The following is a 16,010-nucleotide window of genomic DNA, read 5'->3' on the forward strand; positions in this document are numbered from 1 at the left end:
GCTAAAATTAAAACGCTATAATTAATGAAATACTTAGTGAAAAAATAAAAAATCCGGAGAAATCCGGATTTTGTTTTAAAGGCTTTGTAATAATTTTTCGGTATCAGAAGAATCCTGTCCTGTGCTTTTTGCCATGCTTATTGATTTCTCAGCCCAGAGTTTGGCATTCTTTTTATCTCCTATTTTGTTGTAAAGATTTGCAAGGGTATCTGTATTAGCATAATTTTCATCTTTCTTTACAGATTCCTGGGCCCATAATAAAGCTTGTTCTAAAGAAGATTTGTTGTTTACATTTTCAAAGAAATCCCAGGCAAGAGAGTTTAATTCTCTAGAACTTGCAGTAGAAGTATCTTTGTATAATTCTAAACTCAGTTTTTCATAAGTTGCAATATCTTTATTTTTTAAAGCTCTGCTTGCTTTTGCTCTTTTTAAAGCTTTTTCAGCTTCCTCCTTAGTTAAAAACTTTTGAGTTTCAGACATAAAAAAATTGTCATTCCAAGTTTTTGTGTCTGTGTTATAGGCTTTTTTAACGATAGTGTTTAGTTTTATATTCTTGTCAAATTTATCATACTGGTCACCTGGAAGAAGTTTCTGAATATCTGTTTTTTTATCCAGGAACATTTTGTACAATGGGCCTTCTGTGCTTTGAATTGCTATAAGTAAAATCTGGATATCTTCCTGATCCAACTCTGTTTTACCATTAAAATAACGTTCCAACACGCTGTTAGAAAAAGCTGCATCATTATAAAGTGTAAGACCGGCAAGGTTTTTCAAAAATTCAGGATCTTTTTCTCCATTTTCAAATTTTTGTTTTAAAGCTGCTAATCTTTTGTTGGGATCTCCGGCATCTTTTGCAAACTGAATGAAATCTTTTTCTTCTACATAGCCCAAGGTTCTGTGTACTTCCTCGCCATCACCATTGATGAAAAGATAGGTAGGAAAAGCTTTTACGTTATATTTTTTTGCTAAATCAATTCCTTCACCTTTTTCCATGTCAATCTTTGCATTGATAAAGTGTGAATTATAATAATCGCCAACAGACTGTAAAGGGAAAATATTTTTCACCATTAGTTTACAAGGTCCACACCATGAAGCATAGGCGTCCACAAACACAAGTTTATTTTCTTTTTTTGCTTTTGCCAAAATTGATGTAAAGTTGCTGTCTTCAAATTTTATCCCCTGAGCAAAAGCAATTGCGCCAATGAAAAGGGAAGAGAATATTGCTATTTTTTTCATAAATATTTTTTACTTAGATACAAATGTAATGATTATGTTAAATAAACTATTTTAATTGTGAATATGATTTTGTAGAATACAACTTCTGCTTTGTTTAATGTTTTTTTCTGTTATTGCGATCAAAATTCTGCAACTTATTTTGTTTTTTATTTAAGATTGAATTTTATTACAAAGATATTGCATTCTATTTTGTTATTTTCCGGGTTTTTATGAAAATGTGATACCAATGTGATAGGCTGTTTTTTTGTTGTTCTTGAATACTTTCTTTCTTTTGTAAGGAAAATAGAATGATTCTTAAACATTAAACATGAAAAAATATTTTACTTTTAAGGTTGTTAGAATAATAATTATTCACAAGTAGGTATTTGTTTATTTAATAAGGACATACACATCAAGAGCCTACTCTAAAATAGATACAAACATAAATAACATTAGGGATGAAACAATTATTATTTTTATCTACTTTTATAGTAGGTTATGCCTCTATGCACGCACAATCGGGAAATGTAGGAATAAATACGCCCACACCCACGAATACTCTTCATATTAAAGGAAACGGAACCTCGGATCCTTTACGGATTGAAAATTTATTACCCGCACAAAACACAGCAGGAACATTAGTGGCAGATGCAAATGGAGTCACAAGATTGAGGAACTCAAATTCAATCAGCTCCGTTAGAGCAACGGGAAATATTACGCTGGCGGCGAGCGATATTTATTATGCCACTAACATCACTTCGGCGCCGGTAAAAGAATACGATAATCTCAGTGAATTTACCGGAAACACTTTTACTGCCTTACAGACAGGGTTATATATGGTAACTTTAATTGTACAGTTCACGCAACAAAATAGCGGCGATGGCTTTTTAGGACATGCTGTAATTTTAAAGAATAGTACAGTTACTGAAAATAATGCAGCAAAAATAGCTATCACCGAAGTTTCAGGAGTAGCAACCGGGAATAGTTATTCTGAGGCTTCAGCTGTTTTTAAGCTGAACGCAGGAGATACAGTCAGCTTCCAGACGAGAGCTTATGGTGCAGGAGCTTCCACTTCGGCTTCTTATAAAATAAATATTGTACGTATGGATTAATCTTAAAATTTGGAAAATGAAAAAATTATATTTGAGCTCTATTTTTTTAGGATTAAATCTTTGCGCACAAGTAGGAGTGAATACCAATCAGCCAACCAATATGCTTCATATAAGAGGAAACGGAGGTGCCGACCCTTTCAGAGTGGAAGGGCTACAGCAAAATCAATCTAATCTGGAAACTCTGGTATCTACATCTACCGGGGTAATCAAAAGACAAAACTTCAATACAGTAAGTGCAATCCGCGTATCAGGAAATCTTACAATGGCAATAAACAATATTTTTTATAATACAAATGCCACTAATACGCCTGTAGAGGAGTTTGATAATCTGAATGAATTCAACGGAAATGTCTTCACTGCTTCACAGGCTGGTTTGTATTGGGTTGCTTTTACAGTGACCTATCCACAGCGTTCCAGTGCGTCAGATAGCGGTGATGGATATTTGGCTTACGCATCCATTACGAAAAGCGGCAGCTCGCAACTCTATAACAATACTAAAATTTATAATCCTGAAAGTGGTTTGAGTGCGGCCAATCAATACGTAAGAATTAAAGATGTATATAAATTAAATGCCGGACAAACACTTTCGTTCCAGACCCTTATATATGGATCGACGAATAATCTGTCGGGGGTTACGTATAAAATTAATATAGTTCGAATGGATTAATGATGATATATGAAAAATAAAAAAACAAGAATCCGCAAAATTTTCTGCGGATTCTTGTTTTTTTATTTAGTGTTTGTACTATCGGTTTTTGCTTTAGAAGTATCGGAAATTGTAGCTGAAGCCTCTTCTGAATTGGCAACAGCAGAATCTCCCATTTTATTTCTCAAAGAATCTTTATCATGTGCTTCTTTGAATTCTTCTCTATTTTCTTTTTTATCGGCACAACTTCCCAAAAAGAATAAGCCAAAAACAGCCCCAATCCATAATTTTTTCATAGTAATTATTTTAATGTTTAGTATAATCAAATATAATGAATATTAGGTGAAATATATTTATTTTAGCTTGAATTGTTGTTGATTCTTAAATTTTAATATAAAAAAATCCGCAGAACTTTCATCTGAGGATTTCCATATTTAAGTTAACTTTTTATTATTTAACAATAGTTGTTGAATCCGCTCTCATCTTGATCGTGTCAGGATTGGTAGACGTAGTAGTTGTATCTGTTGCAGTAGGAGGTACGCTTTGTACTGTATTATTTACTGTTGCAGAATCTGTATTACTTGATGACATAGAAGACTCTTTTGTTCCGCAACTTATTGCGATTATTCCTAAACCTATGACAGCTAATAACTTTTTCATAATATTTTATTTTGATGTAGTAGTAAAAGTTCAATTATTGTTCCGAATAGGGGTGACTATTTATTAAAATATCAATAAAATAGTTTAAATTTTGTTAAAAACCAATAAGTTGCAAATAAAAAACAGATTTAAACTTCAATTTAAAATTAATTTTTCATTATAAAAAGGCCCCGAAACCGGAATTTCGAGGCTGTATTTATCGATAAACAATAATTACTGATTGCTCACTACTAACCTAAATATGGATATTTGTAATCTTTAGGAGAGACAAAAGTTTCTTTAATACTTCTTACGGATGTCCATCTCAGTAAATTCATTTTAGAACCTGCTTTATCATTAGTTCCTGATGCTCTACCACCTCCGAAAGGTTGTTGACCTACAACTGCACCTGTTGGTTTGTCATTAATGTAGAAGTTTCCTGAAGCATTTTCCAATGCTTTGAAAGCTTCGTTGATAGCGTAACGGTCCTGTGCGAAAACTGAACCTGTCAATGAATAAGGAGAAGATGCATCAACTACTTTTAAAGTTTCTTTCCAATCTTTGTCTTCATAAACGAAAACCGATAAGATTGGGCCGAAGATTTCTTCAACCATACTTTCATATTGAGGATTGGTAGTTTCAATTACGGTGGGGTGTACAAACCATCCTTTGGAATCATCAACTTTTCCACCGATTACTACGTTTGCCTCATTTGACGCGTTTGCTCTGTCGATATAACCCTTACATTTTTCGAAGGAATTTTTGTCGATTACAGCATTGACGAAGTTTGAAGGATCTTCCGGAGAACCGATTTTGATTGAACTGATCTGAGTTTCCATTACTTTTTTCACATCAGCCCAAAGCGACTGAGGAATATAAGCTCTTGAAGCAGCAGAACATTTTTGCCCCTGATATTCAAAAGCACCTCTTACCAAAGCAGTTGCCACAGCTTCTACGTTTGAAGAAGGGTGAGCGATAACAAAATCTTTTCCACCGGTTTCCCCTACGATTCTTGGATATGTTCTGTAGTTGTGAATGTTATCACCAATCATTTTCCACATTCCTTGGAATACCTTTGTAGAACCAGTAAAGTGAAGTCCTGCAAAATCCCTGTGTGCTAAAACTTTTTCGGCAGTTTCTTTTCCGTCCGTAAAAATCATGTTGATAACTCCTGCAGGAAGACCGGCTTCCGTAAGAACGTCCATAATCACTTTTGCAGAATAAATTTGCTTATCAGATGGCTTCCAAACCACTACGTTTCCAAGCATTGCCATACAAGTTGGTAAATTTCCTGAAATAGCTGTAAAGTTGAATGGTGTTACTGCGAAACAAAATCCTTCTAGTGGCCTGTATTCCACACGATTCCAGATTCCAGCATCAGAAACCGGTTGTTCAGAATACATTTCCGTCATGAATTCTACGTTGAATCTTAAGAAATCAATGAATTCACAAGCAGCATCAATCTCGGCCTGGTGTACATTCTTAGACTGGCCAATCATTGTAGCAGCATTGATAACATCTCTGTAAGGTCCCGCCAATAAATCAGCAGCTTTTAAGAAGATAGCAGCGCGGTGTTCCCAACCCAGCTCATTCCATTCTTTTTTTGCAGCCAATGCAGCGTCAATAGCATCATCTACATGTTGCATTGTTCCTCTGTGATAAAAACCGAAATCATGAGCATGATCCTGAGGCGACTGAAGCTGAACCGTATCACCGGTTTTTACTTCTTTACCGTTGATCACCATTGGGATTTCTATCTTTTCAGCCCACATTTTTTTATATTGAGCAATAAGACTTTTTACTTCTAGAGTTCCGGGTGCGTAAGAATTTACCGGTTCATTTACTGCAAATGGTACTTGCGAAATTGCTTTTGACATATTACGTTGTATTATTTTTTTAATTTGCTAATGATACAAATTTACAACATTTAATTTGGACAAAAAATCGATAGAGACTATTTATATCTTTTCGTTTTCTAAAATTTTGAGTACCAGTTTTTCTTCCTGAGTTAAGCCAGCTTTGCCGTCATTTTCTTCTATTTTTTCTAATTCATCAAGATATTTTTTGATAGAATTATTTTCATACAGGTTAATAACCAAAGGATGCACATAATATTTTCTGCAGACTGTGCTTGTATTTCCAAGATGGGAAGCGACCATTTCAAGGGCTTCTTTTACTTTCCTTTTATATTCTGTATTGCTTTCCGCATAGCCTATTTCTTTGAATGCGATCAAGGCATTCACTGTTCCGGACCACGTTCTGAAATCTTTTGCGGTAAAATCTTCACCACTGATTTCTTTAATATAATTATTCACCATTCCCGAATCTATGGAATGATGGTTTCCTTCATCATCATAAAACTGAAAGAGTTCTTTTCCGGGAATATCTTTACATTTTTGAACCAGTCTCGAAAGCCTTTTGCTTTTCAAATCCACATTGTGCATAATTCCTTTTTTGCCTTTAAAGGAAAAATTGATTTTCTGCCCTTGAATTTTCACATGTTTGTCTTTTAAAGTCGTTAACCCAAAAGAACCGTAAAGTTTTTCGTAAGCATTATTTCCAATTCTGATATTTGTTCTTTGCATTAAACTTACAATTAAAGCTAAGATTTTTCTTTTTTCAAAGTTTCTTAATGCCAGATCTTGCTCAATGTGAAGCCTTATTTGAGGTAACGCATATCCGAACTGAAGCATTCTGTAAAATTTCGTATGATTTCTTAATGCGCTCCATAAAGGATGATAGCGGTACTGTTTTCTTCTTTTGATATCAAAGCCTGTTGCCTGGAGATGTCCGTTGTCTAATGCGCAAATCCAGACGTTTTCCCAAGCCGGGGGAATGACAAGCTTATTAATTCTGGAAATTTCCTCTTTATCTTTGATTTTTTCTCCGTCTTTATAATAGGAATATTTTTTTCCGTTCTTTTTCCGGGTGATACCGGCTGTTTCTGCATCGGAGGTATATACGAGATGTACCGCCTTTGCAGATGCTACCGGATCTTTCATAATCTTGACAATTTTTGAAGGCTTCAGATGTGAAATGAGGTCTAAGTCTGAATTTTCCATAAAATCTGGTTAAGAGTTCTTACCCCTTGAAAATAGCCATAATAAAATGCCTATCACGCCTACAACTAATATGATTCCCCACCACATTCCTGCCTTAAAAACGGTCTCTACTGCTTCACAACTTGTCAATAATAGTAAACTGAATATTGTAATACTGAATAAGGCTAACTTTTTCATAATAATTTATTTTTAGTGTTTATTATTTTAAATTCTGTGTTGGTCTGCCCGCCAGTTCTTGATGGACTTTTTAATCTTATCTCCAGAAATATTTTCATGAAGCGCTCTGTATAAAAGTTCCTTGAATTCATTATCATAGGCAAACCTTAATGCGGCGATCTGGTCAAACTTCAGTTTTTTTTCCACTTCATCTGATCTTTGATTAAAGATTTCAAAATATCTTTGTTTAAACTCAATTCTTACCAAACGGTTTTGAAGCCCTAAAGCATAATGTTGCCGAACCATTATTGCCAGATAGAAAATCAGAAATATCACAATTGAAAATAATATCCACGTTAATGTATCAGGTTCATCATTAAAGATTTTATAAATCCCAAAAACTTCCAACAGAATTAATAATGGAAGATAAATGAAATGGTGAGGAGGATAAAATTTTCTGTGATTTTTGTAATTCTGTCTTTCCATAATGTAAAATGTAGCAAGAATCTTTCCAAAAAATAGGAATTTTAATAATAATTGATATTTGTGGTATCTAAAATACTGTTGTTTACATTTAATAATCGATATCTTAATAGAAATATCTGATCTTTCCGGGTGAAACATTTTATAAATTAAAAAAGATTAATAAATGCATTAGAGTAAAGTGAAAAATCAAGAAAATACCATGAAAATTTGATTTTCAAACCTCAAAAAATTCGTAACTTCACCTCTTTAAAAATTATTAAAAAATGACTTCAAAGGAAAAAGTAGCTGCGCTTCGTGAAGAAATGCAGAAAAATAATGTTGATGCATTTATAGTATATTCTGCAGATCCTCATATGAGTGAATATTTGCCTGAACAATGGCAGGAAAGAGCATGGCTGTCAGGATTTTTGGGTTCTGCGGGTTTTGTGGTTATTACCAAAGATAAAGCGGGGCTCTGGACGGATGGAAGATACTTTACTCAGGCTGCGATTGAACTTGAAGGTTCAGGAATCGATCTTTTCAAAGACGGGATGGAGGGAACTCCAAACTATATTGACTGGATTATTTCTGAAATTCCTGCAAACGGAAATGTAGCGGTAAATGCTGTTGCAACTTCTCATGCAAACTGGGAACTCCTGACTCAAAAATTAAATTCAAAGAATATCACGTTGGTTGATAATCCTCTTTTAAAACAAATCTGGACTGACAGAGGAACGCCGTCAAAAAATCCGATATTTGTACATCCTGTAGAAAGAGCGGGAAAATCTGTTACAGATAAAATTTCTGCAATCCGTCAGAAGATGGAAGAGCAGGAAGCTACTGTTCACATTATTTCAAGTCTGGATGATGTAGCCTGGACACTGAATTTAAGAGGAAGCGATGTAGAAAGCAATCCTGTATTTTTAGGATATATTATTATCACTAAAAACGATGCTATCTTATTTACTGATTTAGAAAAATTAGAAGTTGAAGCAAGAAAGCAAATGGACGATTCTTTCGTGAAAATGATGCCATATGAAGAATTTTACAATCATTTAAAAGTATTTAAAAACGAAAGAGTTTTAGTTTCTCCCAATACCAATCAATCTATTTTTGAAGTATTAAAGGCTGATAATCAATTTATCCAGGCTCCTGTTCCGGGAAACCTCATGAAGGCTCAGAAAAATGAAACTGAGTTGGAAGGTTTCAGGAAAGTAATGGTAAGAGATGGTGTTGCCATGGTAAAATTCCTGTATTGGCTCACTCACAATGCGGGGAAAGAAACAATGAACGAATATTCAATTGGTGAAAAATTAAGGGATTTCCGTGCAGAAGGAGAAAATTTTGTGGGAGAAAGTTTCGGAAGTATCGTTGGATACAAAGATAACGGTGCCATTATGCATTATTCAGCAAAAAGAGAAGGAAGCAAAGATGTTACAAATGATGCGAGTATCTTGATAGATTCAGGAGGCCAATATCTTGAAGGAACTACAGATATTACCAGAACGTTGGCTTTAGGAGCTGTTTCTGATGATTTTAAAAGAAATTCTACTTTAGTATTACAGGGGTTAATTCGTCTGTCAATGGTGAAATTCCCGAAAGGAACAAAAGGAGTTCATCTTGATGCTATTGCCAGACTGCCATTGTGGATGGAAGGAAAAGATTTTAATCACGGAACAGGCCACGGTGTTGGAAGTTTTATGAACGTACATGAAGGTCCTCAAAATATCAGAAAGGATATGAACCCGCAAGACCTTTTAGTGGGAATGGTTTGTTCAAACGAACCAGGGTATTATTTAGAAGGAGATTACGGAATCCGTCATGAGAATTTAATTGCCGTAAAAGAAGCGGAAAAAACAATTCACGGGACTTTTTATGAGTTTGAAACTTTGACTTTCTGCCCTTTCTTTAAAGATACGATCGTAAAAGAAATCCTTTCTGAGAAGGAAATTCATTGGTTAAATACTTATCACAAAACTTGTGAAGAGAAAATAGGGCCACATTTGGAAGGTGAAGTAAAAGAGTGGTTCTTACAATTGGTAAGTCCGCTGTAATATTAAACAAAGTAATTGTTAGATAAATTTAAAAGTCCTGTAAGCTATTTACAGGGCTTTTTTTATTACGCAACCGTATTTTTACGGAAAAAATTTTAGGGTTTACCCTGAGATAAAAAAGTTTGTTCGAATCTATCTTTGTATCAACAAAAAAGAACATCATTTCATATCTTCATAACTTTAGTAAATTCAAAAGCGGTAAAATCATCTCATTCTGAGGTGATTTTATTTTTTGTTTAAATTTTCTAATGAGTTTGCTTAATTTTGAAAAAAATCAAACCTCTTTCATGATACAGGAATTTTTTCAGAGTTTTAATATATTTACAGAAAATGAAATTGAAGACTTTTTAAAGCTTTTTGAGAAAAAAAGGTTAAATAAACATGACTTTTTTGTTCAGGAAGGAGAGAAATGTAAGGAAATAGCTTTTATAGAATCCGGAGTTTTCCGCTCTTATTATATTTCTGATGAAGGAAAGGATATCACATATTGTTTTAGATTTCCAAATGACCTGATTGCTTCTTATTCTTCATTTATTTCTGAAAAACCGAGTTTAGAAAACATGCAGGCAATTTCTCAAACTGATATTTTGGTTATTAAAAAAGAGAAGATTGAAGAGCTGGTAAATAAAAATCCGACCTGGATAAAATTCTTAAAAATAATCGCCGAACAGGAATATATTGAGCTTGAAAAACGATTTTTTCAGCTCCAAAGAGATTCTGCAGCTCAACGATATGCTTCTTTGCTTGAAAATCATCCCAATTATATTCAGGATATTCCGTTGCAGTATTTGGCTTCTTATTTAGGAATTACTCAAAGACATTTGAGCCGTATCCGAAGAGATATTTCTTTTTAGACATTTGTCCTGTTTATTGAGGCTGTGACCGGATATTTTTGTTAAAAAAATTATATGCAGTCAAACATTTTAATTATCGGCGGAAACGGAATGGTAGGTAAAACTATCGCTAGAATTTTTGCATCAAGAAACCCACAAACAGGTATTTTTATTGGAGGAAGAAAGGAAGGAAAGACTAGAAATGATTTGTTAATTGATGTTACAAAACCTCAAACTTTAAAACTAATCTTAGAGAAAAAAATCAATCTTATTATCCTTTCTGTTAATGATAAAGAAGATAATGTTCTACGTTTTGCCATTGAAAATAATATTGATTATTTAGATATTACAAAACCCACTCCTGATTTGATGAAAGCTTATGAGCTGGCGAAAAATCAGTCTGTTAATAGTAGAATCGTTTTCAGTTCCGGATGGATGGGAGGAATTGTGAGCGGACTGATAAATGCTGTCACCGATAAAAAAGAGGTTGAGGAAGTGGAGCTTTTTGTGTATTATTCGGTTAACGATTTGGCGGGTGAAAGTTCGGCTCATTTTATGGCTGAAAATGTTGCTAAACCTTTCTTCAGCTATAAAAATAATCAACCTGTTTTGATACAACATTTTTTAGACTCTGAATATTTTAATTTTTCCTTCGGCATCGGAAAAAGGCAGGCTTATAATTTTGATGTCCCGGATTTATATATTTTAAATAAAATAGAGAAAATCCCGAATGTCAGAGTTAAAATGACTTACAATTCGAAATTTATTACTTGGCTTTTGGGTATTTTTCAGAAAATTAGACTGTTTAATATCTTATCTTTAAAGGAAAGAAAAATGATTTTTGGGTCAAGTGGAAATGGAGACCAATCCGTTTTTGAAATTATTATTAAAAAGAAAACGGAATCGATAAGAATAAGTTTGCAAAGTTTAAAAGGACAGGCAGAATTGACCGCTTTTTCTGCTGTTTTACATACGGAAGAATTGTTAAAAAATCATCTCGAAAATAAAGTTTATTTTAGCCATGAGCTTCATTATCCGAAAATACTTCTTGAATCACTTAATACATATGAAACGATACTCATAAAAACCGATTAATGAAAAAAATAGTTATTATAAACGGACATCCTAATAGAAAATCTTTCAATTTTGGACTTGCGGAAGCTTATAAAATCGGAGCATTGCAGTCTGGTGCGGAAGTACAGGAAATTATTATTACAGATTTAGAATTTAACCCGAATTTGCAGTTTGGATATCAAAAAAGAATCGAGCTAGAACCAGATTTGAAAAATGCCTGGGAAAAAATACAATGGGCAGATCACTTAATATGGGTTCATCCGGTTTGGTGGGGCGGACTTCCTGCAATTACAAAAGGCTTTATTGACCGACTTTTTTTACCGGGTTTGGCATTTAAGTACCGTGAAAATTCTGTTTGGTGGGATAAATTTTTAAAAGGTAAAACAGCACATATTATTACAACTTTAGATCAGCCAGGTTGGTATTACTGTCTTTTCTTTGGAAGACCAAGTGTGAATCAGCTTAGAAAATCTGTTTTGAAATTTTGTGGAATTAAACCTGTAAAAGTAACTTATATAGGAATTATTAAGACTTCTGATCAAACAGAACGCAAAAGATGGCTTGAAAAAGTAAAATTACTGGGCCAAAAACAAATTTAAAGTTTTTAGGATGATAAATTCTTCTCTGAAGTAATGGCAGTAATAGAGAATCTGTATAGCCGATAGCTATAAGATTATCATTAAAAACCGTAAATTTGTAGCATGAATAACGATACCATTTGCGCACTGGCTACGGCCAATGGAGTAGGAGCCTTAGGCATTATCAGAGTTTCGGGAAACGAAGCTTTATCTGTCGTTCAAAAATCTTTTCCTGTAAAAGATCTTAAAAAACAAAAATCTCATACAATTCATTATGGATATTTTGTGGATGGGGAAGAGGCAATTGATGAGGTGATGCTTTCAATTTTTTTAGCACCTAAAAGTTTTACTACGGAAAACTCTGTGGAAATCGCTTTTCATGGTTCTCCGCACATTGGAAAACGTATTCTGGAAACGTTGATTAAAAATGGGGCAAGAATGGCGAAAGCGGGAGAATTTACTCTTCGTGCTTTTATCAATGGCAGAATAGACCTTTCTCAGGCTGAAGCAATTGCAGATGTGATAGCCTCTGAAAATGAAGCTTCAAGAAAAGTTGCAATAAATCAATTAAAAGGTGGAATCACCAATGAAATATCACTTCTAAGAACTGATTTACTGAATTTTGTTTCATTGATTGAATTGGAACTTGATTTTGCAGAAGAAGATGTAGAGTTTGCTGATAGAAGTGCTTTAAATCAGTTACTTAATAAGATTGAATTAAAATTAAATTCTTTGATTGAAAGTTTTCAATACGGAAATGCTATTAAGAATGGAACCGCAGTTGCTATCATCGGGAAACCAAATGCCGGGAAATCAACATTATTGAACGCTTTGCTGAAGGAGGAAAGAGCAATTGTAAGTAACATTGCAGGAACGACAAGAGATACAATTGAAGAAGTTCTACATATTAAAGGCCATGCTTTTCGTTTAATTGATACCGCGGGATTGCGTGATACGGTTGATGAAATTGAGGCGATTGGAGTAAAAAAAGCCAAGGAGAAAGTTGAAAATGCCAATATTTTGGTCTATTTGGCAGATGCTGCAACAGAAGATTTTTCAGAAGATATAGAAATGATAAAATCTTTGTTGAGAGATGATTTGAAAGTAATTATCTGTGCAACAAAAATTGATGAAGTCTCCCCGACAATTTATGAAAATGTAGAAGGTTCTTTCAGAAATCAGATTACTAATGATTTCGATTTTATTAAAATTTCGGCTGTTGAAAATCAGAATATTCAAGATCTTAAAAACGAACTGTCTTCTTATGTCGAGCAATTAAAGTCCTCGGAAAATAATGTAGTGATTACGAATCAGCGTCATTTTGAATCTTTACAGAAATCCTTAGATGCGGTAAATAAAGTGAGGGAAGCTATTTCTTTCCAGATTTCTACAGAATTGCTTGCTTATGAATTGAGAAATTCTCTGGAATATCTTGGAGAAATTTCTGGTGAAGTAACGAATGATGAGGTGCTGGGGAATATTTTTTCTAAGTTTTGTATTGGGAAATAATTCCTCATAAAAAATATAAAAACAATCACGTAAAATATTGATTTATAGTGATTTGTTTAAATCGGTGTTTTGATATGTTTTGCGTTTTTTTGTGTTGTTTTGAGATTTTTTGTTTCCTATTTGTTCCTCATTTTGCGTTTTGCAAAAAAATCTAATTCTAGGGGGGAATTATTGCGCTTAAGGACGTATATTCATATCATGTTGATCGTTCACCTATTGGAACGGATACTTTTTATGTACGTATCATGGTGCCGCGGGTGATATTTTGCCCAATGATCAGGCTGAACAAAAAATTTTGATTCCGAAAATCCGGGAAAAACTAAAAAACTGCACAACGGTCCGGAAGCGGAATTTGAAAACTTCCTGAAAGACTGTTTCTTTGATCTGCATTATCGGCCAAGGCCCAATGCGTAACCTATCAATCTTGAATCGGGAGATCTTTGGCGTCTGGCGGTAGATCATCCGTCACAACAGGTATTGCCCTGTGTTCACAGGGCCCCGTTGAAAACGATGGTGAATACCGGCTGCTCCTGATCTGTTTAGATGATTGGTATATACTGAATCAGGACATCTTTAAACTTTCTGAAAGAATTCATTTTTCCGGTTTTATGCTCAATGAATCTGCCAAAGTTATGGTAAACAGACACTATTCAGCTGCGCTCTAATCATGCTGTACAAGTTGTGCCTTAGATCTGTATTTTTTGTCCAGTTCTTTAATTATTTCCATAGTAGCCGGTGATAGGATAAAGGCACCTTTATTTTTTTTTGCCGCATCATTGTAAAGGTATATAAATTGAAATGGATCTTCTATATGTTCGATCAGTTGCTTTTTATAACCGCCTTTTTCTATGATATTGGCCATGTAATATCCGGGAATGTGACCACTGGTATTCCAGGTATTAATCAGTTTGTTGATTTTTAACTCAGATCTGTTAAGCGGTTTTACGGACAGTAAAGAATCGATATTTTTCAGTGTTTTAGGTCCTTCAGCAATAAAGCTTTCGGGATATCCCCTCTGGAATTCCAGTAACTTTACCGCATCTTCACCTTCATACCTTTTATCAATGAGATCCGCACTTCCTTCATTAAGTATTCTCTGAAGCAAGCTGACAATGACTTTGTCCTCTTCTTCCACATCAAAGACGAGACGGGGTCTTAAAACATGGTGAAATTCATGCCCTCCCAATGTTCCGTTTTTATTGTGGTCACTGAAATATGCTGCCATCAGGGTAAATACCATCCAGCCGTTTTCAACATGGGCATCATTGTGAACAGGAATAATGGTGATTTTATATTCAGGAGCTTTTTTGTGGTTTTTGTCGGGAAGCATCTGGTAGCTGTACTGATAGCACGTATCAAAATAACTTTTTGGATCTTGTTTCAGCTGGGTGAGGTATTCTTTCATATTGTCCTCATTTATCCTGTATTCATTTACGATATAGGTCCACCAGTTTTTGTTCCGGTTTTTTAGTTTTTCCCGTAAAGCATTGCTGTTTTTCGGCATATATACAATTTCCATAATTTTCCTGTAGTTCTCAGTATATGTGCTGTCAACACCCTGATCTTTTAAATAAACCTGAATAGCCTCATTCTTTAGAAAATTATTCCACGTTTCCCTATCAAGAGGTCGGTCCTTTTTTAAAGCTTCGGTAATTTTAAAATATTCCCAACAGGAAGAATCGTCAATGGTCTGTGAATGTAGCGAATGAGAGATGAAAAGCGTGAAAAAAGTAAATAGGATGCGATTGATCATTGGTAGGTCTTATTTTTGTTTGAGGCACTAAATTAATAAAAAATAAAAAAATGGCAATCTGATATCAAGTGCTAACAGGTATTGCCTGTGTTCACAGGGCCCCTGTTGAAAACTGGCCGCCCCTGATATGTTAGATGATTGATATATACTTGTCAGCAAAAAGAGATAGTGTTCTGATATTACAAAATGCCTTTATAGGATATAAACCGGAAAAAAGGATATGGTAAATTATTCATATCGTTTTACAGGCAATATTAGGCAACCACACAATCGTACACATTTTGCCAAATGACAAATGCTCGATAAATAACGATTGCTAACTTTGCCTAATGGAAAAATTTATTGACTACGTTTTACAGTTTGGTAATCTGAACAAGCAACAAATTGACCTGATTACAGGCAAAGCAACAGAATTAGAGTTGCGCAAGGATGAATATTATTGGGAAGCAGAAAAAATGGTTAAACAGATTGGATTTCTTACGGATGGTGTTATTCGTGTCTTTTATTACAACAACAAAGGCGAAGAAATTACACGCTACTTTATTGACGAAAACCATTTGATTTTATCAGGGAATAGCATTGATGAAATCTTTACGCCTTCCGAATACCTGTCAGCCGTTACCGATTGTAAACTTGTTGTGTTTTCCTGTCAGGACTGGAAAGAAATTTCCGAAATCATCATTGGCTGGGACAATATTATCCAAAAAATAACCGCAAAACATCACAACGAAAAAATAACCAGAAGAAGTGAGCTTGTTTCGCAAGACGGAACACGGCGATATCTTGATTTTATCCAAAAATTCCCGACGTTGGTTAATCGTGTACCACTGTCTTACATCGCTTCTTACTTAGGACTTACGCAATCTTCATTGAGCCGAATAAGAAAAAACATCCGCTAAAAATCACTTTTTGCC

16 protein-coding genes and 1 pseudogene are annotated in these 16,010 nt (G+C 34.4%); 9 read left to right on the plus strand and 8 right to left on the minus strand.

What is annotated here, in order from left to right; all coding sequences use genetic code 11:
- Positions 1–75: 75 nt before the first annotated feature.
- A complete protein-coding gene (locus tag ACM39_RS05260; protein WP_048509992.1) occupies positions 76–1,236 on the minus strand; it encodes a thioredoxin family protein in 1,161 nt (386 codons plus the stop codon).
- A 437-nt stretch (positions 1,237–1,673) separates the two neighbouring features.
- On the opposite strand from ACM39_RS05260, the gene ACM39_RS05265 reads away from it, so the two are divergent.
- Positions 1,674–2,327, plus strand: coding sequence for a hypothetical protein (locus ACM39_RS05265; protein ID WP_131701415.1), 654 nt, complete (start codon positions 1,674–1,676; stop codon positions 2,325–2,327).
- A gap of 16 nt (positions 2,328–2,343) precedes the next feature.
- Positions 2,344–2,994, plus strand: a complete 651-nt coding sequence (locus tag ACM39_RS05270) for a hypothetical protein (protein WP_048509994.1) — start codon at positions 2,344–2,346, stop codon at positions 2,992–2,994.
- Between the two features lie 62 nt (positions 2,995–3,056).
- Here ACM39_RS05270 and ACM39_RS05275 read toward each other — a convergent pair whose 3' ends face one another.
- The 6 genes from ACM39_RS05275 to ACM39_RS05300 all read right to left on the minus strand — a co-directional run bounded on the left by ACM39_RS05275 (position 3,057) and on the right by ACM39_RS05300 (position 7,316).
- A complete protein-coding gene (locus ACM39_RS05275; protein ID WP_048509995.1) occupies positions 3,057–3,269 on the minus strand; it encodes a hypothetical protein in 213 nt (70 codons plus the stop codon).
- 154 nt (positions 3,270–3,423) lie between these two features.
- On the minus strand, positions 3,424–3,633 hold the full coding sequence (locus ACM39_RS05280; protein WP_048509996.1) for a hypothetical protein: 210 nt from the start codon (positions 3,631–3,633) through the stop codon (positions 3,424–3,426).
- Positions 3,634–3,863: 230 nt separating this feature from the next.
- Positions 3,864–5,489: an L-glutamate gamma-semialdehyde dehydrogenase gene (gene pruA / locus ACM39_RS05285; RefSeq protein ID WP_048509997.1), complete on the minus strand. Its 1,626-nt coding sequence runs from the start codon at positions 5,487–5,489 to the stop codon at positions 3,864–3,866.
- A gap of 81 nt (positions 5,490–5,570) precedes the next feature.
- Complete coding sequence (locus tag ACM39_RS05290) at positions 5,571–6,674, minus strand: DNA topoisomerase IB (protein ID WP_048509998.1); 1,104 nt, start codon at positions 6,672–6,674, stop codon at positions 5,571–5,573.
- Positions 6,675–6,683: 9 nt separating this feature from the next.
- Entirely contained in the window at positions 6,684–6,851 is a 168-nt protein-coding gene (locus tag ACM39_RS05295) for a hypothetical protein (RefSeq protein WP_048509999.1), read from the minus strand.
- A 27-nt stretch (positions 6,852–6,878) separates the two neighbouring features.
- Positions 6,879–7,316, minus strand: coding sequence for a DUF6526 family protein (locus ACM39_RS05300; RefSeq protein WP_048510000.1), 438 nt, complete (start codon positions 7,314–7,316; stop codon positions 6,879–6,881).
- Between the two features lie 263 nt (positions 7,317–7,579).
- Here ACM39_RS05300 and ACM39_RS05305 point away from each other — a divergent pair, with 263 nt between their 5' ends.
- The 6 genes and pseudogenes from ACM39_RS05305 to ACM39_RS19400 all read left to right on the plus strand — a co-directional run.
- Positions 7,580–9,349: an aminopeptidase P family protein gene (locus ACM39_RS05305; RefSeq protein ID WP_048510001.1), complete on the plus strand. Its 1,770-nt coding sequence runs from the start codon at positions 7,580–7,582 to the stop codon at positions 9,347–9,349.
- A 287-nt stretch (positions 9,350–9,636) separates the two neighbouring features.
- Positions 9,637–10,203, plus strand: a complete 567-nt coding sequence (locus ACM39_RS05310) for a Crp/Fnr family transcriptional regulator (protein WP_048510340.1) — start codon at positions 9,637–9,639, stop codon at positions 10,201–10,203.
- A 54-nt stretch (positions 10,204–10,257) separates the two neighbouring features.
- A complete protein-coding gene (locus tag ACM39_RS05315) occupies positions 10,258–11,277 on the plus strand; it encodes a saccharopine dehydrogenase (RefSeq protein ID WP_048510002.1) in 1,020 nt (339 codons plus the stop codon).
- Positions 11,277–11,855, plus strand: a complete 579-nt coding sequence (locus tag ACM39_RS05320) for an NAD(P)H-dependent oxidoreductase (RefSeq protein ID WP_048510003.1) — start codon at positions 11,277–11,279, stop codon at positions 11,853–11,855. The genes ACM39_RS05315 and ACM39_RS05320 overlap by 1 nt, the downstream gene beginning before the upstream one ends.
- 102 nt (positions 11,856–11,957) lie before the next feature.
- Positions 11,958–13,343, plus strand: a complete 1,386-nt coding sequence (gene mnmE / locus ACM39_RS05325) for a tRNA uridine-5-carboxymethylaminomethyl(34) synthesis GTPase MnmE (protein WP_048510004.1) — start codon at positions 11,958–11,960, stop codon at positions 13,341–13,343.
- 182 nt (positions 13,344–13,525) lie between these two features.
- A pseudogene (locus ACM39_RS19400) lies at positions 13,526–13,882 on the plus strand (DUF1826 domain-containing protein); the annotation flags it as partial.
- 122 nt (positions 13,883–14,004) lie between these two features.
- Here the strand turns inward: ACM39_RS19400 and ACM39_RS05335 are convergent.
- The gene (locus ACM39_RS05335; protein WP_048510006.1) at positions 14,005–15,096 is read right to left on the minus strand and encodes a DUF5700 domain-containing putative Zn-dependent protease; all 1,092 of its coding nucleotides are present in this window, start codon (positions 15,094–15,096) and stop codon (positions 14,005–14,007) included.
- Positions 15,097–15,425: 329 nt separating this feature from the next.
- Here ACM39_RS05335 and ACM39_RS05340 point away from each other — a divergent pair, with 329 nt between their 5' ends.
- Positions 15,426–15,995: a Crp/Fnr family transcriptional regulator gene (locus ACM39_RS05340; RefSeq protein ID WP_048510007.1), complete on the plus strand. Its 570-nt coding sequence runs from the start codon at positions 15,426–15,428 to the stop codon at positions 15,993–15,995.
- Positions 15,996–16,010: the final 15 nt, after the last annotated feature.

The organism is Chryseobacterium sp. FH2, from assembly GCF_001045455.1.
Lineage (GTDB): Bacteria > Bacteroidota > Bacteroidia > Flavobacteriales > Weeksellaceae > Chryseobacterium.